Annotated in this window: 21 protein-coding genes and 1 pseudogene; 14 read left to right on the forward strand and 8 right to left on the reverse strand. The window is 64.0% G+C overall.

What is annotated here, in order from left to right; genetic code table 11:
* Positions 1 to 49 precede the first annotated feature (49 nt).
* Positions 50 to 613, forward strand: a complete 564-nt coding sequence (locus K1177_RS09545; protein ID WP_224703071.1) for a GNAT family N-acetyltransferase — start codon at positions 50 to 52, stop codon at positions 611 to 613.
* Between the two features lie 126 nt (positions 614 to 739).
* Here the strand turns inward: K1177_RS09545 and K1177_RS09550 are convergent, their stop codons facing one another.
* The gene (locus K1177_RS09550; RefSeq protein WP_224703072.1) at positions 740 to 1282 is read right to left on the reverse strand and encodes a GFA family protein; all 543 of its coding nucleotides are present in this window, start codon (positions 1280 to 1282) and stop codon (positions 740 to 742) included.
* Between the two features lie 333 nt (positions 1283 to 1615).
* On the opposite strand from K1177_RS09550, the pseudogene uvrB reads away from it, so the two are divergent.
* Positions 1616 to 4147: pseudogene (gene uvrB / locus K1177_RS09555) on the forward strand (excinuclease ABC subunit UvrB); the annotation flags it as partial.
* A 371-nt stretch (positions 4148 to 4518) separates the two neighbouring features.
* Here uvrB and K1177_RS09560 read toward each other — a convergent pair.
* From K1177_RS09560 to K1177_RS09580, 5 genes are all read right to left on the reverse strand, one after another.
* Entirely contained in the window at positions 4519 to 4725 is a 207-nt protein-coding gene (locus K1177_RS09560) for a hypothetical protein (RefSeq protein WP_224703073.1), read from the reverse strand.
* 665 nt (positions 4726 to 5390) lie between these two features.
* Positions 5391 to 6122: a class I SAM-dependent methyltransferase gene (locus K1177_RS09565; protein ID WP_224703074.1), complete on the reverse strand. Its 732-nt coding sequence runs from the start codon at positions 6120 to 6122 to the stop codon at positions 5391 to 5393.
* Positions 6097 to 6750, reverse strand: coding sequence for a hypothetical protein (locus K1177_RS09570; RefSeq protein WP_224703075.1), 654 nt, complete (start codon positions 6748 to 6750; stop codon positions 6097 to 6099). The genes K1177_RS09565 and K1177_RS09570 overlap by 26 nt, the downstream gene beginning before the upstream one ends.
* Before the next feature lie 77 nt (positions 6751 to 6827).
* Positions 6828 to 7406: an SH3 domain-containing protein gene (locus K1177_RS09575; RefSeq protein WP_224703076.1), complete on the reverse strand. Its 579-nt coding sequence runs from the start codon at positions 7404 to 7406 to the stop codon at positions 6828 to 6830.
* Positions 7407 to 7564: 158 nt separating this feature from the next.
* Positions 7565 to 7774 (reverse strand): hypothetical protein, encoded by a 210-nt coding sequence (locus K1177_RS09580; protein WP_224703077.1) that lies wholly within the window; start codon positions 7772 to 7774, stop codon positions 7565 to 7567.
* A 402-nt stretch (positions 7775 to 8176) separates the two neighbouring features.
* On the opposite strand from K1177_RS09580, the gene K1177_RS09585 reads away from it, so the two are divergent.
* The gene (locus K1177_RS09585) at positions 8177 to 8566 is read left to right on the forward strand and encodes a hypothetical protein (RefSeq protein WP_224703078.1); all 390 of its coding nucleotides are present in this window, start codon (positions 8177 to 8179) and stop codon (positions 8564 to 8566) included.
* 497 nt (positions 8567 to 9063) lie between these two features.
* Here K1177_RS09585 and K1177_RS09590 read toward each other — a convergent pair whose 3' ends face one another.
* Complete coding sequence (locus K1177_RS09590) at positions 9064 to 9543, reverse strand: hypothetical protein (protein ID WP_224703079.1); 480 nt, start codon at positions 9541 to 9543, stop codon at positions 9064 to 9066.
* A gap of 148 nt (positions 9544 to 9691) precedes the next feature.
* Between K1177_RS09590 and K1177_RS09595 the strand changes: the two genes are divergently transcribed.
* From K1177_RS09595 to K1177_RS09610, 4 genes are all read left to right on the forward strand, one after another.
* Positions 9692 to 10003 carry a hypothetical protein gene (locus tag K1177_RS09595; protein ID WP_224703080.1) on the forward strand — a complete coding sequence of 104 codons (312 nt, stop codon included), beginning with the start codon at positions 9692 to 9694 and terminating at the stop codon, positions 10001 to 10003.
* A gap of 64 nt (positions 10004 to 10067) precedes the next feature.
* The gene (locus tag K1177_RS09600; RefSeq protein WP_224703081.1) at positions 10068 to 10490 is read left to right on the forward strand and encodes an SH3 domain-containing protein; all 423 of its coding nucleotides are present in this window, start codon (positions 10068 to 10070) and stop codon (positions 10488 to 10490) included.
* Positions 10491 to 10660: 170 nt separating this feature from the next.
* Positions 10661 to 11167 (forward strand): pyridoxamine 5'-phosphate oxidase family protein, encoded by a 507-nt coding sequence (locus K1177_RS09605; protein WP_224703082.1) that lies wholly within the window; start codon positions 10661 to 10663, stop codon positions 11165 to 11167.
* 89 nt (positions 11168 to 11256) lie between these two features.
* Positions 11257 to 11553, forward strand: a complete 297-nt coding sequence (locus K1177_RS09610; protein WP_224703083.1) for an SH3 domain-containing protein — start codon at positions 11257 to 11259, stop codon at positions 11551 to 11553.
* A gap of 3 nt (positions 11554 to 11556) precedes the next feature.
* On the opposite strand, the gene K1177_RS09615 is transcribed toward K1177_RS09610, so the two are convergent.
* Positions 11557 to 12060, reverse strand: a complete 504-nt coding sequence (locus tag K1177_RS09615) for an Lrp/AsnC family transcriptional regulator (protein WP_224703084.1) — start codon at positions 12058 to 12060, stop codon at positions 11557 to 11559.
* A gap of 85 nt (positions 12061 to 12145) precedes the next feature.
* Between K1177_RS09615 and K1177_RS09620 the strand changes: the two genes are divergently transcribed.
* The 7 genes from K1177_RS09620 (at position 12146) to K1177_RS09650 (ending at position 22075) form a co-directional block, all read left to right on the forward strand.
* On the forward strand, positions 12146 to 14527 hold the full coding sequence (locus K1177_RS09620; RefSeq protein ID WP_224703085.1) for a transketolase: 2382 nt from the start codon (positions 12146 to 12148) through the stop codon (positions 14525 to 14527).
* 214 nt (positions 14528 to 14741) lie between these two features.
* Positions 14742 to 16346 carry a peptide ABC transporter substrate-binding protein gene (locus tag K1177_RS09625; protein ID WP_224703086.1) on the forward strand — a complete coding sequence of 535 codons (1605 nt, stop codon included), beginning with the start codon at positions 14742 to 14744 and terminating at the stop codon, positions 16344 to 16346.
* A 70-nt stretch (positions 16347 to 16416) separates the two neighbouring features.
* Positions 16417 to 18174 (forward strand): ABC transporter ATP-binding protein, encoded by a 1758-nt coding sequence (locus tag K1177_RS09630; RefSeq protein WP_224703087.1) that lies wholly within the window; start codon positions 16417 to 16419, stop codon positions 18172 to 18174.
* 73 nt (positions 18175 to 18247) lie between these two features.
* Positions 18248 to 19177, forward strand: a complete 930-nt coding sequence (locus tag K1177_RS09635) for an ABC transporter permease (RefSeq protein WP_224703088.1) — start codon at positions 18248 to 18250, stop codon at positions 19175 to 19177.
* A complete protein-coding gene (locus K1177_RS09640; protein WP_224703089.1) occupies positions 19174 to 20076 on the forward strand; it encodes an ABC transporter permease in 903 nt (300 codons plus the stop codon). Before K1177_RS09635 ends, K1177_RS09640 begins: the two co-directional genes overlap by 4 nt.
* A 1-nt stretch (position 20077) precedes the next feature.
* A complete protein-coding gene (locus K1177_RS09645) occupies positions 20078 to 21277 on the forward strand; it encodes an aminotransferase class V-fold PLP-dependent enzyme (protein ID WP_224703090.1) in 1200 nt (399 codons plus the stop codon).
* Between the two features lie 69 nt (positions 21278 to 21346).
* Positions 21347 to 22075 (forward strand): FadR/GntR family transcriptional regulator, encoded by a 729-nt coding sequence (locus K1177_RS09650; protein ID WP_224703091.1) that lies wholly within the window; start codon positions 21347 to 21349, stop codon positions 22073 to 22075.
* Positions 22076 to 22100 lie beyond the last annotated feature (25 nt).

Raw genomic sequence — 22100 nt, forward strand, 5'->3', positions numbered from 1 at the left:
AGACCAGTAGGCCGGGGAGGACATAAGGCCTCTCCGGCTGCCCATGCCCATGAGCACGACGATCCGCCCCCACATCCGCGCCGACGCCGACGCTGTCGCCGACATTCTCGCCGCCGGCTGGCAGGCCGCCTATGCCGGCTTCATGCCACAGGCGCTGCTCGCCCCGCGCATCGATCCCACGCGCCGCCGCGCCGAAATCGCCGCCTGGTTCAATGATTTCGACACCGAGATCGAGCACCTGCTCGTCGCAGAATCCACCCCCGGCGCCATCGCCGGCTTTGTCCACATCGTGCGCGAGGACAAGGCTGATCTGGGCGCCGCCGCCCATATCAACCTGCTCTATGTCGATCCTGCCCGCTTCGGGCGCGGCATCGGCACCACGCTGATGGCCGCTGCGGCCGACTGGCTCGCCGCCCGCACCAGCGGCGCCGTGGTGCTCTCGGCCTATGCCGACAATCCCTATCGCGCCTTCTATGCCCGGCTCGGCGGCACGGTGGTGCTGCAAAAGACCATCGATTTCGATGGCCATGCCCTGGCCAGCATCTACTACCACTGGCCCAGTCCGCAGGCGCTCCGCGCCGCCATCGACTCTAGCCGATCGACAGCCGGCTGATCGCCCCATCCGCCAGGACAAAATCACAACGCAGCGTCTCCGGCCTGCCGGGAAAACTCCCCGCCACACGCGGCAAAGCGATGCCCCTCGCCTGTGTGGACAGCCCCTGTCAGCAGGCTGCCCCGCTCACTCGACGGCGATCTGCCGCCCGCCCAGGTCAATCTTGGGCACCTTGAACCCCATGGCGATCCAGGCGCCGAGCAGCCGGGCGAAAAAGCCCGTGGTGGCCAACGCGCCAGCCGGCACGTCGCCCTTCAGCGGCGTCGTCTCCACCCTGTCCCCCACCATGGTCCGAAGGTCCAGCGCCGGCGCCGCCTCCGCCGGCCACAGGCTGCGATAAAGGCTCAGCCAGTGCCCGCCGTTGAACTCGAGGAACATCGGCGTGTTGCAGCATGTTGCCACCACCCGCCGCGTCGTGCGCTCCGGCCCCAGCACAAAGCTGGCCAGCTGCCCCCGCCCGGCAATGATCTCCACTCGGTCCTTGCGATAGAGCACATAGGGCGTGCCCCCATTGCCGGCCGTCACGTCCTGGCCATCCGGCAGCCTCTGCAGCCGTTCGCTCGCCGCCCGGCACGAGGTGCAATGGCATTCCGCAACGACCAGCGGCGCCTTGTGCAACCGCATCTGCACCTGCCCGCAACGGCAGCCGCGCTCTGTCATCTGGCTCATGCGCCTCTCTCCTCCAGCCTGCGCCCGTGGCCGCAGGGCATTGCCCCCCGGCTGGTCGCAAGCCTAGCCTGTGCGTGCCGCTGCTGCCACCCGCTGTCAGCACGCCCTGTTCCCACTCCGTTCGTGAACGGCTAGACTGGCCTTACCTCTGGCGCATTGGGTTGCGACTCCCTATGTCAGCAGCCCCGCAGCCGCCCCCCACGCACGGTGTTCTCCATGGCCGACAACAAATCTGCCCGCCCCGGCAAAGCCGAATTCTCCATCGACGACTTCCTCGGCGAGATCGAGAAGGCCGAGGACATCGCTGCGTCCAAGCCGCTCTATGCCGAGCGGATGAAGAACAAGCGCGCGCTCGACCGGGCCGACCAGAAGGCCGCTGCCGATGCCGAACAGGCGCGTCTCGACGCCGAAAAGGCGCTCAAAGACGCCGCCAAGAAAAAGACCGCGCTGGAAAAGCGCCGCACCACCAAATCCTCCAACGACACCGCCACCGGCATGTCCGCCAGGACCGGCAAGACCAAGATCAATTCGGTCGACCGCATTGATTTCGACGGCATGGGCGAACCGGCCCAGGCCGGCTTCGGCCATGTGCCATCCACGCCCACCGCCCGCGACATTTCCCGCGCCGCGGCGGCTGATCCCGCGGCCCAGGCCGCCCTGCGCGAAGCGCTCGACGCCTCGGTGAAAAAGAACAAGGCGCGCAAGGGCGAGGACCTGTCCAATGCCCAGACCGTCGGCGTCACCGCCACGGTCAAGGCGCTCGAACAGATCATCCTGCATGGCCGCAAGGAGGTGGAGGGTTCCTCCCCCTGGGTGCCGCACAAGGCCCAGTCCAACCTCAAGCGCCTCGCCGGCCAGCCCTTCCGCATGGTCACGCCCTATGAGCCGCGCGGCGATCAGCCCACCGCCATTGCCGAGCTGGTCGAGGGCATCAACAATGGCGAGACCGATCAGGTGCTGCTCGGTGTCACCGGCTCGGGCAAGACCTTCACTGCCGCGCAGGTCATCGCCGCCACCAATCGCCCCGCGCTGATCCTGGCGCCCAACAAGACCCTGGCCGCCCAGCTCTATGGCGAGTTCAAGAGCTTCTTCCCCGACAATGCGGTGGAGTATTTCGTCTCCTACTACGACTACTACCAGCCCGAGGCCTATGTCCCGCGCACCGACACCTATATCGAGAAGGAATCCACCATCAACGAGCAGATCGACCGCATGCGCCACTCGGCGACGCGCGCGATCCTGGAACGCGATGACGTCATCATCGTCGCCTCGGTGAGCTGCATCTACGGTATCGGCTCGGTGGAAGACTACACGGCGATGACCATCGACGTGCAGAAGGGCCAGAAGATCGACCAGCGCGAGCTGCTCGCCAAGCTCGTGGCCCTGCAATACAAGCGCGGCGACACCGGCTTCGTGCGCGGCACCTTCCGCGTGCGCGGCGACACGGTGGAAATCTTCCCCGCCCACTATGAAGCCGCCGCCTGGCGCGTGACCCTGTTCGGCAACGAGATCGAATCCATCACCGAGTTCGATCCGCTGACGGGCAAAAAATCCGCCGATCTCACCTTCATCCGCGTCTTCGCCAATTCCCACCACGTCACGCCCCGCACCACCATGAACCAGGCCGTCAAGGCCATCCGCAGCGAGCTCACCGCCCGCCTGCAGGAGCTCAATGGCGCCGGCCGCTTCCTGGAAGCCCAGCGCCTCGAACAGCGTACGCTGTTCGATCTCGAAATGATGGAAGCCACCGGCTCCTGCGCCGGCATCGAGAACTATTCGCGTTACTTCTCCGGCCGCAAGCCGGGCGAGCCGCCGCCGACCCTGTTCGAATACCTCCCCGACAATGCCCTGGTCTTTGTCGACGAATCCCACGTCACCATCGGCCAGCTTGGCGCCATGTATCGCGGCGACCTCCGCCGCAAGGCCACCCTGGCCGAATATGGCTTCCGCCTGCCAAGCTGCATGGACAATCGCCCGCTGCGCTTTGAGGAATGGAACGCCATGCGGCCGCAGTCGGTCTATGTCTCGGCCACGCCCGGCTCCTGGGAGATGGAACAGACCGGCGGCGTGTTCGCCGAACAGGTCATTCGCCCCACGGGCCTGATCGATCCGCCGGTCGAAATCCGCCCGGCCAAGAACCAGGTCGATGACGTGGTCGACGAGATCCGCCAGGTCAACAAGGCCGGCTACCGGACCCTCCTCACCGTCCTCACCAAGAAGATGGCCGAGGATCTCACCGAATATCTGCACGAGCAGGGCATTCGCGTGCGCTACATGCACTCCGATGTCGACACCATCGAGCGCATCGAAATCATCCGCGACCTGCGCCTGGGCGCCTTCGACGTCCTCGTCGGCATCAACCTCTTGCGTGAAGGCCTCGACATTCCCGAATGCGGCTTCGTCGCCATTCTCGACGCCGACAAGGAGGGCTTCCTGCGCTCAGAAACCAGCCTGATCCAGACCATCGGCCGCGCCGCCCGCAACGTCGACGGCAAGGTCGTGCTCTACGCCGATCGCATCACCGGCTCCATGGAACGCGCCCTGGCCGAAACCAATCGCCGCCGCGAAAAGCAGATCGCCTACAACACCGAACACGGCATCACCCCCGCCTCGGTGCGCTCCAACATCCACGACATCGTCGACTCTGTTTACGAGCACGACCACGTCACGGTCAGCATCGGCAAAGCCAAGGACGGCAAGGAAGCAACCCACGTCGGCGCCAACCTCGCCGCGGTCATCAAGGACATGGAAGCCCAGATGCGTGAGGCGGCGACAAACCTTGAGTTTGAGAAAGCCGCGCGGCTACGCGACGAGGTCAAGCGTCTTCGCGAAATGGAATTGGACACCCTCTCCGGCGAGGTCGACTAACCCCCACCACGCCCGCGGCTCTTCTCCCCATCGCGCCTCAACCACCGCGCGTCACCCTCGGGCTTGACCCGAGGGCTCTGCACTCATCAAGCCGCCGCCTCCGGCGGCAAATCGCGCCAGTGGCCGATTTGAGGTGAGAAGGCCATGAGCGCTATGCCTGAGTGGCAGATACTCGATCGGGCGAAGCCTCGTAGTCTGCCCTCCCTCCCCCTTGAGGGGAGGGTATCGAAGCTTGGCCAAAGGCCTTAGCGAAGATGGGGTGGGGGTCCCCTTGTGGTCACCTCAACGACTCCCTCCCTAGACCCCTCCCCTCAAGGGGGAGGGAGGCGAAGCTCTGGAATGACGCGATGTTGAAAACGGCCCCGGCCCTACCGCCGCGACGCCATCACCGCCGCCACGCCTGCCAGCAGCAACACCAGCCCGGCAATCGCCCAGCCCGTGGACGGCCCGGCCAGCGTCTCGCATTCGGCCACGCACAGGATCGGCGGGATCGTCACCAGCCCCAGCCCCTGCACCAGCCACAACAACCCCAGGAGCCCCGCGACACTGCCCCCGATCCGCAACACCCACCGCATCATCACGCACTCCTGTCAGCCTGAGCCCACGCCCGCCGCGGGCAAGAAGCCATCGGCAAGCCCGACGGCGATAGCACAAGCGCCACAAGGCCCCGGCGCCGCCGTCCTTCAGGCCATTTCGGCCTGAATGCACCCAGCCAATACCTCCCACCGCATGGCGTCAATGCACGCCCACGCAACCCAGAAAATCGCTACCGTGGAAGGATTTAGCACAGAAAACTCAGGCCGCCGCCCATCCTGGGGATCGCCCACAGCGCGCATCGGCCCCGCACCCGCCCAGTCGACGTCATGCGTCCCCAGCCAACTTGCTGCTCACTGTAAAAATCTCGAAGGCCCCATCACGCCTTCGTGGCTGGGCGCTACCGCACCCAGCGCACGTCACCCTCGGGCCTGACCCGAGGGTCCTGCACTCTTCGAGCCGCCCGCCCTGGCGGCAAATCGCTCCGGTGGAGCGACTTGAGAAGAGAAAGCTACGAGACCTATGGTAGAGTGGCAGCTCGGGTGGCGGGTACACCCTCGGGCCAAGTGGACTAGCGACACCCGCTCCGCCCGTGACGCCGCACCCTCGCGCCCAGCAACCAGAGCGCCCCCCTTGATCGGAGTCAGGGTGGCGCCTCACTCCACCACGGCGACGTGCTCTATGTCGGAAAAATCCCGGCACACACTCAATTAGATCGCTTAAATACAAAGAATAGGTGCCTCGGGTACTTTCCTATATTGCGTTTCGGAATAACAACGCCCGTTATCTCTCTGTATTCTTCCAACTCAAAACCATGACGGCACAAAGCGTTAATGTAGAAAGAAACCGGCCTATGAACATGTGTTGTCTTGTAAATTCCAACACCAGTCGTCGATGTCCTAAATGGCATCTCTACAACAATTTCTTTATTGTAGCTAAACCATGAATTTCGCTCATAACCCCAATATCGAGGCATAAAAAAAGGGTTTGGAATAGATACCAAAAGCCAACCACCTCTTTTTATCAGTCGACTTATACTATCAACAACGGAATCTATATTTAGGCAGTCCATAAGAAACATATTTGCAACACACAAGTCCACAGGAGCAATATTTACGCTCTCTACTTCCCCGAAGATATATCGAATATTTTCGGCCCCATTTCTCTCCTGAGCCATAATCAAAGATTTTTGGCTTATGTCGACACCTACTACTTCAGACGAAACCTCTGACAGAGCCTTTGTTAGGAAGCCAAGTCCGCAACCAACGTCTGCTACTTTTAGGTCAGTTCCACGTTTACTAGTTTCATGCACGAAGAGCGGGCATAGCACTTCATTGTAGGTACGGTCTTCCCCCGAAAATAGCTGATTGAATCGCTCAACTGCTATGTCGTCCCACTCACGAGCGATGTCACTATTGGTTTTTGGCAACGGCGCCACAGGACTTCTCCAGCAATTCCAACAAATCCTTCGCCAAGTGGAGCTCAGGGCCAGCCCCATGTCGATACCACGTGATTATGTGATCATCCCCATCTGCGTATCCAATGGCCATTTTCTGTGTCGCCGAGCGATGTGACACCACCGTGAACCTGCTCTCAGGTACGAAGCCGTACCCGCCATAGTATGTTACGGTCGCGCCTCTCTTCTGCAATTCTACCGATGCAGGATTCGCGGAATGAATGAATAAATTCAAGTCGCCGGATGCAGCCTTCTTTTCAAGAATACTATAAAGCTCGCTTCCTTGAGCCGCCCAAGATAGATTACGACTCAATACAGTAACGTTTTCTCTTCCGTTAAGTATTTTTTTCATTTCATCATTTATTTTCTTGTCCCTGTTTTTTCCAGCCCTTATTATTTTTCTGTCATATCCAGAAAATATTATGTTTGTAGCAGTAACAATAGCACTAACCAACAGTATTATTACGAGCAGCGCCTGAGAAAATGGGTTTGATAAAATATATTTGGCCTGATCGTTTTGAAAAATGCTTGGATTTAGCAATGCAACGATCGATGCAATTGATCCTACATACGATAGAATTTCTGCTATTTGCGTTCTGAGAAGTTTCATTTTTCTCCGTCCATATAGTTACGTCCTAATATTCTGCTTGGTTAGGCGAGAAAATCTATCTCCACTACATGCCCTCCTCACCGGCAAATCGCCTCACACGGCACACCATCGCTGTCGCTGTCCAGCAACGCCCCCCAGCTACAGTTCGCCAGGTACCAGCGCGCCTCCTCGCAACTCCCGATCCGCGTGCAATATTGCCGGCTGGGACAGGACGCAGCATTGCCGCGCTGCGCCACCGGCTGGCGCGACTGGGTTTGCGCCGGGGCGGTATAGACAGCGGCCGGACGCTGCGGCGCCACGGGTGCGGACACCACCGGATCGGCGCCCAGATAGTCGGCGCTGACCCAGCCCACGAGGCCATCAATCGACACATTGACCCAGCCGCCGCGCCGTTCGCCCACGCGCACCACGCTATTGCGGGAGAGACTGCCGAGCACCCGCGCCGACGTGGACGGGCTCTCGCGCAGATTGAGGCTATTGGCGGTGACATAGAGGCTCGCCTCGAACCCTGGCGCCGCCGCGACATTGGCCGGCGCCACGGCCGCCCCAGCCGCCGGATCGACAGCGGCCCGCCCAGGCGTATCGGTCCCGCCGATGATATTGCCCAGCGCCGCCAGCGCCATGATGCCGAAAACAAACCAGTATCGCTTGCGCATCGCTCCCCCAGGCAAACATCGCCGAGAAACCCCTGTCGCACAAGCATTTTTGCCGGGCCGCGCCCTCAAGCCCCGGCACCACGCAGTTCAACCCGGCCGCAATCTCCGGGCTCTCAAATCAGCCCCGGCGCGTCCCGACCTGTGCCGACGATAGCCCCTCACCCCGTATGACACTCATAGGCGCACGTCGCGCAGCCATTGCTCTGCCGGTGCCGCCGTTTGGCCGCCGCAATCGCGTCCCGACAGTGGCTGAACTCGCCCAGGTAAGTCGTGTCCCGCGCCTGGCTCAGCCAATAGCAGCCCGCCTTGTGCACCTCATGGTCGCCATTGGGCTGCGCCGTGTTGTTGACATAGTAGCTGTCGGCCATCGCATCCTCCTGCTGAAAGCCATGAGCCAAGCAGAACGGCGCCAGAGTCGGAGCCGCAGGACTGCGTAGGGATCACCCCGCACACGCGCGCTGCCCGCGCCGCTCCCCCGCACCCTCCCTTAGCGCCCCAAGCCCCGCGCCCCGCCACCCCAAAATCCCTCCCTGCCCCCCACCCAATCCCCCTCGCACCCCGCCCTCAAATCCCTCCCCCCTCCCACCCGATGCCCCTCGCACCCCGCCCCCAATTCCCCCCTCCCCAACCGATGCCTCTCGTCTTGCAAATCGGTCCTATTTGCATCAACGCACCGCTCGACACCCGCACCCACCGCCCCCGCCCCCCTCCAAAAACACTTATCCCCCGCGCCCGTGCGGCGTGCATGCTGGGGGCGAAAGGAGGCCGCGATGGTCGAGATCATTTCATTCCTCAAGGTCATCGAGCATGGGCGGCTCTGTGATCAGCTGCGCGGCTTGCGCCGGCGGCTGGGTGCGGCGGGCCGCGAGACCGCCGGCCCGGTCGCCAGCCCCACGCTGGTTGCGGCCGCCGCAACCCTCTTGGCCGACATCTATCGCCTGATTTCGCGCGAGCCGGGCGCCCGCACCCTGCCCCGCCTTGATCCGCGCCAGGCCGTGTCCCATCACCAGCTCGCCGCCATGCTGGCCGATGCCGATCTCAAGCTTGCGCTGTACCGGGACGCCCATCGCGACCATGATGGCGAGACGGGCGATGACTGGCTCACCATCGAGGGTCTCGAGGCTCTCAATGACAGAAGAGAAACTTATCCCCGGGACTGAGGCCGGGGGGATACTGGGCCCGTCCCCGCCATGCACGCGGTGCCGACGAAGCATCGGGCGGGGGGACTGGCTGCATGGGGTCGCCCAGGCCGATGCGTGTATGCTGACCACCGGCCTCGCGCCGTGTCGCAGGGCAGATGTCTCCCGAGGGAGGCATCGCGGCGAACAGGCCATCGGCAGAACCCGATGGACCCGCCACCCGGGCAACACGGTCGCGATAGCACCCGAAAGGGCGGCCGCTCGATGCGTGCGCAGGAATACCAGCTCGTGTGAAGCGGCTTTCGCCTCTTCAACAATCAAGCAGGGGGCACAAGCCCCCGGGGCGAAAGCCGCTTTACATCGTGTCCGCCGCAACGCGCAGCGTTGTCGGCAAAGCGACGCGCAGCGTTGTCAGCGCCGCAATGCACTGCATTGCCGGCGACGTCGGCGCAGCGTTGTCCCGCCGCAACGCGCAGCGTTGTCGGCAAAGCGACGCCCAACGTCATGCGCTGGCGCCGCTAGCCGATCCACAGCCGGAAGCGCGGATCGACCGCCACATGCGGCGCAAAATCCTGGATCAACCGCACCAGTTCGCGCGGGCGGATGCGCAGATAGGTGCCCTCGAGCAGCACGGGCCTGTCGCCGGCGCGCTGCAGTTCCAGCGACCAGCCGGTGGAGTCGCCGCCACCGCGATAACCCAGCCCCGTGATGGCGCTCCACGGCATCACCCGGGCGGGGCTGCGGCGGTGGTCGAGCAGCCCCTCGGCCGACAGCGTCACCTGCGGCTGGCGGTCCAGCATTTGTGTGAGGTCAATGATGCCGAAAAAGCCGCCGCCGCCGGCCATGGCCACGCCGGTCCACAGCACTTGCGTGGCCCGTCCGGCCATGGCCTCGCGGGCAATGATGTAGAGCCCGGCCAGCGCCATGCCGAGCTTGACCAGCGTCAGCACGATGCTGAACGGTCCCCGATCGGTATAGAGATGCACCACACGGTCCACGTCGGCCTCCACCGCCACTGTGCGACGGGCAGCGGCAAAAGCAAAGTCGGATCCTGCGGACCCCGGCCCGCCTCCATAACCGCGCCCGATCGCAGCCATAAAAAGCCTTCGTTGGACGCCCCCGGAGCGCCGCGCCACACTGCCCGGCATGACCAAGCCTGTTGCCGACGCGCCCGCGCCGCAGAATCACAATGGCGGCCCGCCGCTCGATGATCCCGATGTCCATGTGCCACCCTGGGGTCGCAATGGCATTGGCCGCTATTTCGAATGGGCCGCCGCCAAGAAGCGCGCCTTCGATGCGCCCATGGACATCGCAAGAATCCGCGCCCGCCGCGCCGCCATGATCGGGCTGACCTATGAGGAATATGTGCTCGAGATCCTTGAGCGCGGCCGCTATCTCAACGCCGGCGATGCCACCCGCATCGCCGAGATCATCGCTCGCCGCGGCGTGCGAGATTGAGCCGTGCCTCGCCAAACCACACCGGCGCGCGCTGTGCTAGTCTTCAGGCCAGTCCGGAGCCGCCATGTCGCCGATTCCCCGCCTTGCCCTGCCGCTGCTGATCGGCCTCGCACTCGCCGGCCCGGCGCTGGCCGCGCGCACGGCCACGGCCCTGGGCGACGCGCCCATCCGTGATCGCCCCGCCCCCGACGCCGCTGTCATCAGCACCCTGCCCGCCGGCGTCACCGTCACCATCGAGCAGTGCACCAGCGACGTCGGCACTACGCCCCTTGGCGCAGGCGCACCAAGCCCCAGTGCCACGGCTGCGCTGACGCCACCGCCGCCCGGGGCCTATTGCCTGCTGCGCGGCCTGGGCTGGGTCGATGCCGCCGCGCTGGGCAATGTCACGGCCGATCCGGCGGCCCTGCTCGGCACTGACGATCTCTTTGATCCGCTCAAGGCGCCAACGCCCAGCTGGGACGATCTGTCCGGCGACGACGGCCAATAGCCCCATCGCCACCACACCGGCGCCCCAATCTCGCCCTTCCGGCATGGTCCTATGCCGTCATTCATCTGGCGGCCCGTCTTGCGCGCGCGGCTGGGCAGTATTGCGCCCTTCCCCCGTGCCCGCCCCGCACGCCGCCCTTGCCGTTTCAATCCGTTTTCAAGGAGACCAAAATGGTCAAGCCCCATCATTCTTCCGATCTCACCCCCGCCGAAGTCCAGGACCGCATCTGGGAACTGGCCAAGAAGATCGACATCGCCATGTTCACCACCTGGGATGGCGAGCGCCAGCGCAGCCGTCCGCTCTCGGCCCGCGTCTTCCGCGACGAGCACGCCATCTATTTCCTGGTCGATGAATCCGGCCACAAGAACGAGCAGGTCGAGGCCTTCCCCTTTGTCTCGCTCGCCTTTGCGGACAATGCCGGCCACAAATATGCGGTGATCTCCGGCCGCGCCAAGCTCAGCAATGATCGCGCCAGGATTGCCGATCTGTGGAGCGATTGGGACAAGGCCTGGTGGGACGATGCCAGCGATCCCGCCATTCGCCTGCTCACCATCACCCCTGAGGATGGCGAGCTGTGGGACAGCCCCAATGTGCTGGTCTCCACCGCCAAGATGGCCTACGCCGCGGTCACCGGCCAGGCGCCCGACATGGGCGACAATGCCAAGGTCAATCTCTAGTCCCTTCGCATTCACCATTGCGACCGCGATCAACCTTGTCGCAGCCTCCGGGCTGCGGCACTCTCCCGGCGCGCCAACCGGATTCGATCATGTTCAAGCCAGCTAACCTCAGCCTTGCCCTTGCACTGCTCGCCGCTGCTGCTGCGCCGGCCTTGGCGGAGTCCACGGCGCGGGTCAAAGGCGGCAATATTCCGGTTTATGCTGGCCCGGGCTACGATTACCGCAAGATCGATACCCTGCCGGACGGTACTGTGGTCACGCTGGACTATTGCACGCGCAATGGCGTTTGGTGCCAGGTCACCGACACCGGCTGGGTGCTGGCGTCCTATCTGGTCGGCGCCGCGGCCAAGCTCGAAGTCACCCCGCCCACCTTCCAGGGCTGGTAGGCTCTAGAGCGGCAGCACCCGCGAATATTTCACCTGCCCCAGCGAAAAGCTGCTTTCAATCGAGGCCACCCCCGCCACCTGCGTCAGCCGGCTGCGCAGAAACTGCTCATAGGCCGCCAGGTCAGCGCAGACCACGCGCAGCAGAAAATCGAACTGCCCGGTCATGAGGTAGCATTCCATCACCTCCGGCCAGCGCGCGATCGCCGCGCCAAATGCGTCCAGCTCCTGCGCACGCTGCCGCTCCAGCTTGATCTGCACAAACACAGATACCGGCAGGCCAACCGCTTTCTGATCCACCGTCGCGCTGTAGCCGGCGATTATCCCCGCCTCTTCCATCTGGCGTATCCTGCGCAGGCACGGCGAGGCTGATAGCCCCACCCGGTCCGCCAGGGCCTGGATGGTCATCCGTCCATCCGCCTGCAGCGCCGCTAGAATACGTCGGTCAATCGGGCTCAGCGCCAAAGCAGCTGTTTCTGCCAATTTCTCACCCAAATCTGCGCATTTCATGCGCCATCATTCAGTTTCTGGCACAGAATAGGCAAGAACCACCGCTTGGCAAGGCGCAATGTCAGACAACTTGAGGGAGGGCTTCATGGATCGCACGACCACCATAGCGGCGCTGACGCGCAAGGCGCTCTGGCTGTCCAACTGGATGATCCACCACGCCAACCACATCCGCCCCAATGTCGATGGCGTCAAGGTCGGTGGTCACCAGGCGAGCTCCGCCTCCATGGCGGCCATCATGGCCGCGCTCTATTTCGGTGTCCTGCGGCCGCAGGATCGTGTCGCGGTCAAGCCGCATGCCGCCCCGGTCTTCCACGCCATCCAATATCTGTTCGGCAAGCAGAGCCTCGACAAGCTCGAGAACTTCCGCGCCTTTGGCGGCGCCCAGTCCTATCCCAGCCGCACCAAGGACAGTGACGACGTCGATATCTCCACCGGCTCGGTCGGTTTGGGCGTCGCCTTCACCGCCTTTGCCAGCCTCATTCAGGACTACGTGCGGGCAAAACCCTGGGCCGACAAATCCGGCCCCGAGGGTCGCATGGTTGCGCTCGTCGGCGATGCCGAACTCGACGAGGGCAATATCTACGAATGCCTGCTCGAAGGCTGGAAGCACGGCCTGCGCAACACCTGGTGGATCATCGACTACAATCGCCAGAGCCTGGACGGTGTCGTGCGCGAAGGCCTCTATGATCGCATCGAGGCTATCTTCCGCGCTTTCGACTGGAACATCGTCACCCTCAAATATGGCGCCCTGCAGCGCGCCGCCTTTGCCGAGCCGGGCGGCGAGCGCCTCAAGGCCTGGATCGATGCCGCGCCCAATGCCATCTATTCAGCGCTGATGTTCCGCGGCGGCGCCGCCTGGCGCGAGCGCCTCAATGACGAGATCGGCGATCAGGGCGATGTCAGCGCGCTACTTGCCCGCCGCAGCGATGCCGAGCTGGCCGAACTCATGGCCAATCTGGGTGGCCATTGCACCCAGTCCCTGCTCGAACAGTTCGAGGCCGCCGGCAGCGATCGTCCGACGGTCTTCATCGCTTATACCGTCAAGGGCTGGGCCACGCCGCTGGCCGGCCACAAGGACAATCACGCTGGCCAGATGACATCGGCGCAGATCGATAGCCTGCGCCACTCGATGAACGTGCGCCCCGGTCACGAGTGGGACAAGTTCGAGGGCCTGGACAATCCCGCCGAGGTCGAGCGCTTCCTGGCCGACGTCCCCTTCAATACCACCGAGAGCCGGCGCCTCACCTCGCCCGCGGTCGCCACCATCGGCCCGCAGTTCGTCGGCACCGGCGCCACCTCGACCCAGACTGCCTTCGGCAAGATCCTCGATGCCATCGCCAAGACCGACAGCGATCTCGCCCGCCGCATTATCACCACCTCGCCCGACGTCACCGTCTCGACCAATCTGGGCACCTGGGTCAACCGCCGCAATCTCTATGCCAATCGCGACATGGTCGATGTGTTCCAGAAGGAAGCCATCCCCAGCGCGCAGAAATGGCGCTTCACCCCCGAGGGGCAGCATCTCGAACTCGGCATTGCCGAGATGAACCTCTTCCTCGCCCTGGGCGCCGCCGGCCTCAGCCATTCCCTGTTCGGCGAGCGCCTGCTGCCCATCGGCACACTCTATGATCCCTTCATCTCGCGCGGCCTCGATGCGCTCAACTATGCCTGCTACCAGGACGCGCGGTTCCTCTTGGTCGCCACGCCCTCGGGCGTGTCGCTGGCCGGCGAAGGCGGCGCGCACCAGTCCATCGCCTCCCCGCTGATCGGCATGTCGCAGGATGGGCTTGCCAGCTTCGAACCCGCCTTCGCCGACGAACTCTCCATCATTATGGACTGGGCCTTCGACTATATGCAGCGCTCCGGCGATGCCCGTCCGGACCTCGCCGACTGGCCGCGCGACGTCACCGGCGGCTCGGTCTATCTGCGCCTATCCACCCGCAGCATCGAGCAGCCGCCGCGCACCCCCGACGCAGCCCTCACCGACGGCATCATCCGCGGCGCCTATTGGCTCAATCCGCCCACGCCGCAATGCGAAGTGGTCATCGCCTATCAGGGTGTCCTCGCCAGCGAAGCCATCGCCACTGCCGCAGCCATCGGAGGCGACCGGCGCAATGTCGCCGTTCTCGCCATCACCTCGGCAGATCGGCTCAACGCCGGCTGGCACGGCGCGCAGCGCGCGCGCCTGCATGGCGACAGCGCCGCTCGCAGCCATATCGAAAACCTGCTGGCCGACGTGCCTAATGGCGCCGGCCTCGTCACCGCCATCGATGCCCATCCGGCCACGCTCGGCTGGCTGGGCAGCGTGCTCGGCCACCGCACCATCACCCTGGGTGTCGAGCACTTCGGCCAGACCGGAACCGTCAACGATCTCTACGCCCATTTCGGCATCGACGCCGCCGCGATCGCCGCGGCAGCGCGCAGCCTCATGCCGGGTCGGCGCCACCCGCCCCTGCCCAGTTTCTAACCTCTCGCAACCCAGGCACACAATTTGTGCACTTATCCCATGGAGCGCCTTGCCAACCCGGAACGTATTTGTCAGACATATGTCATTGGGCAGATTTCGAGGGAAGTCAGCTGTCTATCGCGGCGCCACCGCCGCGCAAGAACGACCGGTCGCCGCTGGCGGCCGTGAGACGCGGGAACGTCCAATATCTGGCTCTGCAAGGAGGGAGTCGAACATGAAGCTATTCAACAAGATCGTCGGGACGCTGGCAGTCGCAACAGCGTTGACCATGCCGGCGCTGGCACAAACCACTATCGTGGCGCCCGGCCAGTCCACCACCGGCACCTATATGGACTACATGAAGACGGTCTATGACCGCGCCACCTTTGCCGAACTGCTGCAGGTGCCGATCGCCACCTTCGACAAGGAGTTCGAGCTCACCCCCATGGCGGCTGAGAGCTGGTCCCAGTCCGAAGATGGCCTGACCTGGACGTTCAAGCTGCGTCCGGGCCTGGTCTGGTCCGATGGCGAGCCCCTGACGGCCGAAGACTATGTCTTTGCCCTGCAGCGCGCTGCCACCGGCGGCTATGACTTCGCCTGGTACTGGGATTTTGCCGGCGGCATCAAGGGCTGGAAGGAAGTCACCGAAGGCACCGCCGATGTCTCGACCCTGGGTCTGAAGGCCGTTGACGACCTCACCATCGAGGTCACCACCGTCGCCCCCAAGCCCTATCTGCCGTCCGTCACCAGCCTCTGGTATCCCGTGCCCAAGCATGTGGTCGACAAGCTTGGCGATGACTGGGCGCTCAATGTCGACACCGTCGTCTCCTCCGGTCCCTTCGATCTGGAAAGCTGGGAAAAGTCCAACAACTCGGTCGTACTGACCAAGTCGGACACCTACACCGGTCCCTGGCAGGCCCAGATCGACCGCCTCGAAGTCGATCCCAGCCTGGGCGCGCCTGAAGTCGGCCTGCCCGCCTTCCTGGCCGGCGATGCCGACTATTCCTTCCTCAACACCGGCCAGGTGCCGGTCGCGACCCAGCGCTATCCCGATGGCATCCGCAAGAACGCGGTCTTTGCCACCTCCTACATCTCCTATGATCTGGATTCGGCGCCCTTCAACGACGTCAATGTCCGTCGTGCCTTCTACTACGCCGTCAATCGCGCCGAGCTGACCTCAACTGTCCTCAAGGACATTGCCATCCCGGCCGGTTCCATCCTGCCGCCCGGCTACCCTGGGTACAATCCCGACATTGCTGCCGAAGCCGTCTTCGATCCGGAGAAGGCCAAGCAGTACATGGCCGATGCTGGCTTCGCCAATGGCGAAGGCTTCCCGGAGATCGAGATCTGGTATCGTGAAGAAGGCGGCTACAACGGCGCCATCATTCCGGCCATGGCGCAGTATCTCCAGGCCCAGTTCAAGGATGTCCTGGGCATCACCATGAACATCCGCGTCCTGCCCGGTGCAGACTGGATGGATGGCCTGCGCAACAAGAAGAACAACATCTTCATTGCGCCCTATGAATACGACTATCTCGATCCGTCCAACTTCTACGGCATCTTCTACAATGGCGGCCGCCATGGCTACCATATCCCCGAGTATGATGCCCTGGTTGCCAAGGCCGACTCCGAGAGCGATTGGGACACCCGCTACAAGCTCTATGCCGAGGCCGAGCAGATCATGATCGACCAGGGCCTGATCGTGCCGCTGGTGCATCCGATCACCATTGCCGTCATCTCTGACACGCTCGGTGGCGATGCCTCCACGCCCAACAAGCTGGGCTTCACCTCACTCGACCGCCTGGGACACTACTTCTTCACCCACCTGACGAAGCAGTAATCCCGCTCGAGCCAAGCGCTCCCTGGTACCCCAAGGCCAGGGAGCGCCCACCCCACCACAGGGCCAGTTCATGCCACTTGTCGAGATCGAAGACCTCAAGGTCAGTTTCAGCCAGTATGGCGGCCGGGTCGACGCAGTCCGTGGCGTCAGCTTCACGGTCAACGAGGGCGAAAGCCTGGGCATCGTCGGCGAGTCCGGCTCCGGCAAATCGGTCAGCTGCAGCGCCCTGCTGCGCCTCTTGCCCGCCACTGCCCGCGTCTCCGCCAAGGCCATCCGCCTGGACGGCATTGATGTGCTCAAGGCCAATAAGGAAGACCTGGTGCGCCTGCGTGGCCGCGCCGCCGCCATGATCTTTCAGGATCCCATGACGGCCTTCGATCCGGTCTTCACCATCGGCCACCAGATCGTCGAAACCATTCAGGCCCATCGCCAGCTGAGCAAGCGCGATGCCCTGGCCGAAGCCGAGCAGCTCCTGCTGCGCGTCGAGATCAAGAACGCGCGCGACGTGCTGGGCTACTACCCCCATCAATTGTCCGGCGGCATGCTGCAGCGCGCCATGATCGCCATGGCCCTGTCCTGCCGCCCCAAGGTGCTGATCGCCGACGAGCCCACCACTGCGCTCGACGTGACCATCCAGGCCCAGATTCTCCAGCTCATCAAGAAGGTGCAGGCCGAGTTCGGCATGGCCCTGATCATGATCACCCATGACCTGGGCGTCATCGCCGAAACGGTCGACCGCGTGCTGGTCATGTATGGCGGCGAGGTCATGGAACAGGGACCCGTGCAGCAGATCTTTGATGCCCCGCAGCACGACTATACCAGGACGCTGCTGGCCAGCCTCAAGACCGGCTTTGATCCCTCAGCCGACGAAGACATGACCGCTACCCCGGCGCTTGAGCTGCGCGGCCTGTCCAAGGTCTATCGCGTCGGCCGCCGCGCGGGCCTGTTCACCAACCACAGCGAATTCCATGCCGTGCGTCCGGTCGATATCGTCGTGCCGCGCAATCGTATCGTCGGCCTTGTCGGCGAATCCGGCTCGGGCAAGACCACCACCGGCATGATGGCCATGCGGCTGACCGAACCCACCGGTGGCCAGATCTTGGTCAATGGCACCGACATTTCCACCATGGGCCCGGCCGAGCTCAAGTCCTTCCGCCGCTCCATGCAGATCGTCTTCCAGGACAGCTATTCCGCGCTCGATCCGATGATGACGCTGAGCCAGATCATCGCCGAGCCGCTGCATATCCATGGCATTGGCACGGCCCGCGAACAGACCGAAAAGGCCCTCGACTGGCTCGAACGCGTCGGCCTGCCGCGCAATTTCGGCGGCCGCTATTCCCATGAGCTGTCCGGTGGCCAGCGCCAGCGCGTCGCCATCGCCCGCGCCCTGATCCTGGGCCCAACCGTGCTGGTCGCCGACGAGCCTACGTCCGCCCTCGACGTCACCGTCAAGGCGCAGATCATTGGCCTGCTCAAGCAGCTCCAGGCCGAAATGGGCCTCTCCATGCTGTTTATCAGCCACGACCTGTCCACGGTCAAATCGCTCACCGATACCGTGGTGGTCATGTATCGCGGCCGCGTCGTCGAACAGGCAGCCACCCAGGCGATCTTTTCCGAGCCGCAGCACCCCTATACCCGCGCCCTGCTCGACGCCATTCCGGCTGACAACCCGGCCAACCGCCGAGCCCGCAGCTTCCTGAGTGCCGACGAGCTCGAGGCTGCCACCCCGCGCTACACCACCGTCCAGACCGGCCTTGCCCCCAATGCCACCCCGCAGCTCATCAGCATCGCGCCGGACCACCGCGTCGAAGCGATCGTGACGACATGAGGGAGATCATCATGCAGCATCCGAACTTGGCCTTGATGCCGGCATTGGCCCCGATGCCGGCAGGAGACACGCCATGCTGAGCTTCATCCTCCGTCGCCTGGTCTCGGTTGCGGCCACCTTCATCATCGTCTCGCTCATCATCTTCTTCATGATGCACTCGATCCCCGGCGGGCCGTTCGATGCCAATGACATGCCGGTTTCCGAGGCCGTGCGCGCCAAGCTGATGGCCAATCTCGGCCTCGATCAACCGCTCTATGTCCAGTATTTCCGCTACATGTGGGGCGTGCTGCATTTCGATTTCGGCGTGCCCTATCAGAGCCCCGGCGAGACCGTCACCCAACTGCTCTCGCGCGCCTGGGTGCCCAGCCTCGTGCTGGGCGGTCTGGGCGTGCTCATCGGCGCCCCGCTCGGCATTCTTCTGGGCATGGCCGCTGCGCTCAACCGCAACTCCTGGATCGACTATCTCGCCTCGACCCTGGCGACGCTCGGCCTGACCATCCCGGTCTTTGTCACCTCCATGCTGCTGATCCTGGTCTTTGCCGTCTGGCTCAACTGGCTGCCCGCCAGCGGCTGGGGCAAGCCCGAGCGCTGGATTCTGCCCATCGCCGCCTATGCGCTGATCCCGCTGGCCACCTATGCCCGTTACACCCGCTCGGCCATGCTCGATACGCTCAACCGCCCCTTCGTGACCGTGCTGCGCGCCAAGGGTCTCACCGAGCGCCGCATCGTCTTCCAGCATGTGCTGCGCAATTCGGCCATTCCGCTGGTCACGGTCTTTCTGCCCATGTTCATCGGCACCGCCACCGGCTCGATCTTTGTCGAAGCTATGTTCCGCGTGCCGGGCCTGGGCGCCTATTTCGTCTCCTCCATCGAGACGCGCGACTACCCGCTCGAAATGGCGCTGATGCTGATGATCACCTTCATGTACTGCATCGCCTATCTGCTCAGCGACATTGTCTATGCCTTGATCAATCCCCGGATCCGCGTGGGAGGCGGCCAATGACCACGCCCGACATCGCCCCCGTCAGCCCGGCCGCGCCGCAGGCCTATCGCCAGCGCAGTCCCCTCTGGTTTGCCTGGCAGCGCTTTTCGGGCAACAAGGCCGCCATCGCTGCGGGCCTGGTGCTGGCCGTGCTGATCCTGATGGCAATCTTTGCCCCGTTCATTACGCCCGTGCCGCCTGAAGCACAGATGTTCCTCACCGAGTCCCTTGCCTTTCCATCGGCCCAGCATTGGTTCGGCATCGATGGCCTGGGCCGCGATTTCTACACCCGCATCGTCTATGGCGCCCGCATCTCGCTCAGCATCGGCTTTGCCGCTGCCCTGTTCAGCGTCGTCATCGGTATCCCCCTGGGCGCGCTGGCTGGCTACTATGGCGGCAAGGTCGATTGGGTCATCATGCGCATCATCGAGCTCTTCTCGGTGGTGCCGCCCCTGCTGGCGGCCATGCTGCTCGGTGCCGTTACCCGCGGCGGCTACTTCACCATCATCCTGATTGCCGCGCTATTTGGCTGGGTCCAGGTGTGCCTGCTCGTCCGCGCCCAGGTCAAAGCCTTCCGTGAGAAGGAATTCGTGCGCGCTGCCCATGCCCTGGGCGCTTCGCCCTGGTATGTCATCCGCCGCCATCTGATCCCCAATTCCATCAGCCCCATCATCGTCGGCTTCGTGCTGGCCATTCCGCTGGCCATGATGCTCGAGGCCAGCCTGAGCTTCCTGGGCATCGGCGTGCCGCCGCCCACGCCCACCTGGGGGCAGATGATCAACGAGGGTATCGACTACATGTTCTTCTATTGGCACCTGGCCGTGTTCCCCACCGCCGCGCTTGCCATCACCGTGCTGGCCACCACGCTGTTTGGCGATGGCCTGCGCGATGCCCTCGATCCGACCCTGAAAGGCCGCTGACGTGTCCGAAAACCTTGCCCGGCAATTCCTCCTCCGCGAGGATGTCGTCTTCCTCAATCACGGCTCGTTCGGCGCCTGTCCCCGCCCGGTCTTTGCCAGCTACCAGCAGTGGCAGCTCGAACTCGAGGGCCAGCCGGTGGAGTTCCTCGGCCGCAAGCTCACCGAGCACATGCGCACTGCGCGCGAGGCCATGGCGGCAGACCTGGGCGCCTCGCCCGAGGACGTGGTGGGCCTCACCAATGCCACGCTCGGCCTCAACATCGTGGCCCAGTCGCTCGATCTCAAGCCGGGCGACCAGATCCTGACCACCGACCACGAATATTCGGCGCTCGAAAAGACCTGGGCCTATGTCGCCCGCCGCACCGGTGCCGAGATCGTCGTCGTCAAGGTCCCCATGCCGCTGCTGACCGAAGCCCAGTTCACCGACGCCATCATCGCCGGTATGACCGAGCGCACGCGCGTGCTGTTCCTCAGCCACATCACCTCGCCCACCGCCCTGCTCTTTCCCATCGAGCGGTCCATCGTCGAAGCCCGGCGGCGCGGCATCTGGAGCGTCATCGACGGCGCCCACACCCCGGGCCATATCAAGCTCGACCTTGAGGCCCTTGGCGCCGACTTCTATTCCGGCAATTGCCACAAGTGGATGATGGCCCCCAAGGGTTCGGCGTTCCTGCATGCACGGCGCGAGGTGCAGCCCCTGCTCAACCCGCTGGTCATCAGCCATGGCTGGACAGCGCAGTCCAAGGAGCCGGGCGCCAGGGGCGCCTTTGGCAACTCGCCCTTCATCGACGAAATCGAGGTGCAGGGCACGCGCGACCCCTCGGCCTGGCTCACGGTTCCCGCCGCACTGGCCTTCCGTCGCGACAATGACTGGGACGCGGTGGCCGCCCATTGCCATGCTCTCGCGCAGGACACCGCCCGGCGTCTCGGCGAACTGACCGGTCTCTCTCCGCTCAGCGCGCCCGAATTCTGCGCACCCCAGATGGTGGCCATGCCCGTGCCCGAATGCGATGTCGATCAGCTCAAGATCGACCTCATCGACAAGTACAACATCGAAATTCCCGTGTTCAAATGGCAGGACACCTGCATCGTCCGCCTGTCGGTACAGGGTTACAACTCCAAGCCGCAGATGGATCTGCTGATTGAGGCTTTGACGCAACTTCTGGCCCTCAAGCCGGGGACTGTTCGCCAGGCCTCATAGCCAGAGGCTGACAAATCACGCGAACTGTGGTGTGTGGGGCAGACAAATGCCGCCAGGAGGAACAGGCGCGTGAGACCGGACAGTGCGCTGGATTATCTGGAACCGCTGGAAACCCGCACGCGCGGGGTCGCGGTTCTTGATGCCCTTGCCGATATGGTGGAGCGGTCCGGGCTCAAGATCGGGGACCGCCTGCCGCCCGAAGTCTCGCTGGCCGCGACCCTGGGCGTGGGCCGTTCTACCATCCGCGAGGCGCTCAATCGTTGGGAAGGCCTGGGCATCATCCGCCGCCGCCGCGGCGATGGCACCTATCTTTCGGCCCGCGTGCAGACCTCGCGCGGCCTCGTCCCCACCATGGTGCGGCTTGAGGGCGAAGCCCTGCTCCGCCTGCTCGAAATCCGTCGAACGCTTGAAAACGACGTCGTGCGCAAGGCCACCGTCAATGCCACGCCCAAGCAGCGCCGGCAGATTTCCAGCCTCTGCGACATCCTGCTGATCGAGGTCAATGCCGGCCGCCCCTGGCGCAAGGCCGACCACGAGTTCCACGCCGCCATCTACGACGCCTCGGGCAACCCCATGTATGGCCAGATCCTGGCCAACCTCGACCACGCCCTCGAACGCGGCCGCGGTTCGCCCTTTGGCGCCGACAACTTCGGCCTCGACTCGTTCCCCATCCACCGCGACCTTGCCGACGCCATCGTCGCCGCCGACCCCGTCCGCTCGGTGGAAGTCATCAATCAGCTGCTCGACATCGTCGTCGACGAGGTCCAGGCCATCATCGACGGCAATATGCTGAGCTAGGCCATGTGCAGGCCAGCATCAGACG

It is taken from the genome of Devosia aquimaris, assembly GCF_020169335.1.
Classification (GTDB): Bacteria; Pseudomonadota; Alphaproteobacteria; order Rhizobiales; family Devosiaceae; genus Devosia; species Devosia aquimaris.

Coding starts and splice junctions, on each gene's coding strand:
- K1177_RS09545 (WP_224703071.1), top strand. CDS start 50: ATGAGCACGACGATCCGCCCCCACATCCGCGCCGACGCCGACGCTGTC.
- K1177_RS09550 (WP_224703072.1), bottom strand. CDS start 1,282: ATGAGCCAGATGACAGAGCGCGGCTGCCGTTGCGGGCAGGTGCAGATG.
- K1177_RS09560 (WP_224703073.1), bottom strand. CDS start 4,725: ATGCGGTGGGTGTTGCGGATCGGGGGCAGTGTCGCGGGGCTCCTGGGG.
- K1177_RS09570 (WP_224703075.1), bottom strand. CDS start 6,750: ATGAAACTTCTCAGAACGCAAATAGCAGAAATTCTATCGTATGTAGGA.
- K1177_RS09575 (WP_224703076.1), bottom strand. CDS start 7,406: ATGCGCAAGCGATACTGGTTTGTTTTCGGCATCATGGCGCTGGCGGCG.
- K1177_RS09580 (WP_224703077.1), bottom strand. CDS start 7,774: ATGGCCGACAGCTACTATGTCAACAACACGGCGCAGCCCAATGGCGAC.
- K1177_RS09585 (WP_224703078.1), top strand. CDS start 8,177: ATGGTCGAGATCATTTCATTCCTCAAGGTCATCGAGCATGGGCGGCTC.
- K1177_RS09595 (WP_224703080.1), top strand. CDS start 9,692: ATGACCAAGCCTGTTGCCGACGCGCCCGCGCCGCAGAATCACAATGGC.
- K1177_RS09600 (WP_224703081.1), top strand. CDS start 10,068: ATGTCGCCGATTCCCCGCCTTGCCCTGCCGCTGCTGATCGGCCTCGCA.
- K1177_RS09605 (WP_224703082.1), top strand. CDS start 10,661: ATGGTCAAGCCCCATCATTCTTCCGATCTCACCCCCGCCGAAGTCCAG.
- K1177_RS09610 (WP_224703083.1), top strand. CDS start 11,257: ATGTTCAAGCCAGCTAACCTCAGCCTTGCCCTTGCACTGCTCGCCGCT.
- K1177_RS09615 (WP_224703084.1), bottom strand. CDS start 12,060: ATGAAATGCGCAGATTTGGGTGAGAAATTGGCAGAAACAGCTGCTTTG.
- K1177_RS09620 (WP_224703085.1), top strand. CDS start 12,146: ATGGATCGCACGACCACCATAGCGGCGCTGACGCGCAAGGCGCTCTGG.
- K1177_RS09625 (WP_224703086.1), top strand. CDS start 14,742: ATGAAGCTATTCAACAAGATCGTCGGGACGCTGGCAGTCGCAACAGCG.
- K1177_RS09630 (WP_224703087.1), top strand. CDS start 16,417: ATGCCACTTGTCGAGATCGAAGACCTCAAGGTCAGTTTCAGCCAGTAT.
- K1177_RS09635 (WP_224703088.1), top strand. CDS start 18,248: ATGCTGAGCTTCATCCTCCGTCGCCTGGTCTCGGTTGCGGCCACCTTC.
- K1177_RS09640 (WP_224703089.1), top strand. CDS start 19,174: ATGACCACGCCCGACATCGCCCCCGTCAGCCCGGCCGCGCCGCAGGCC.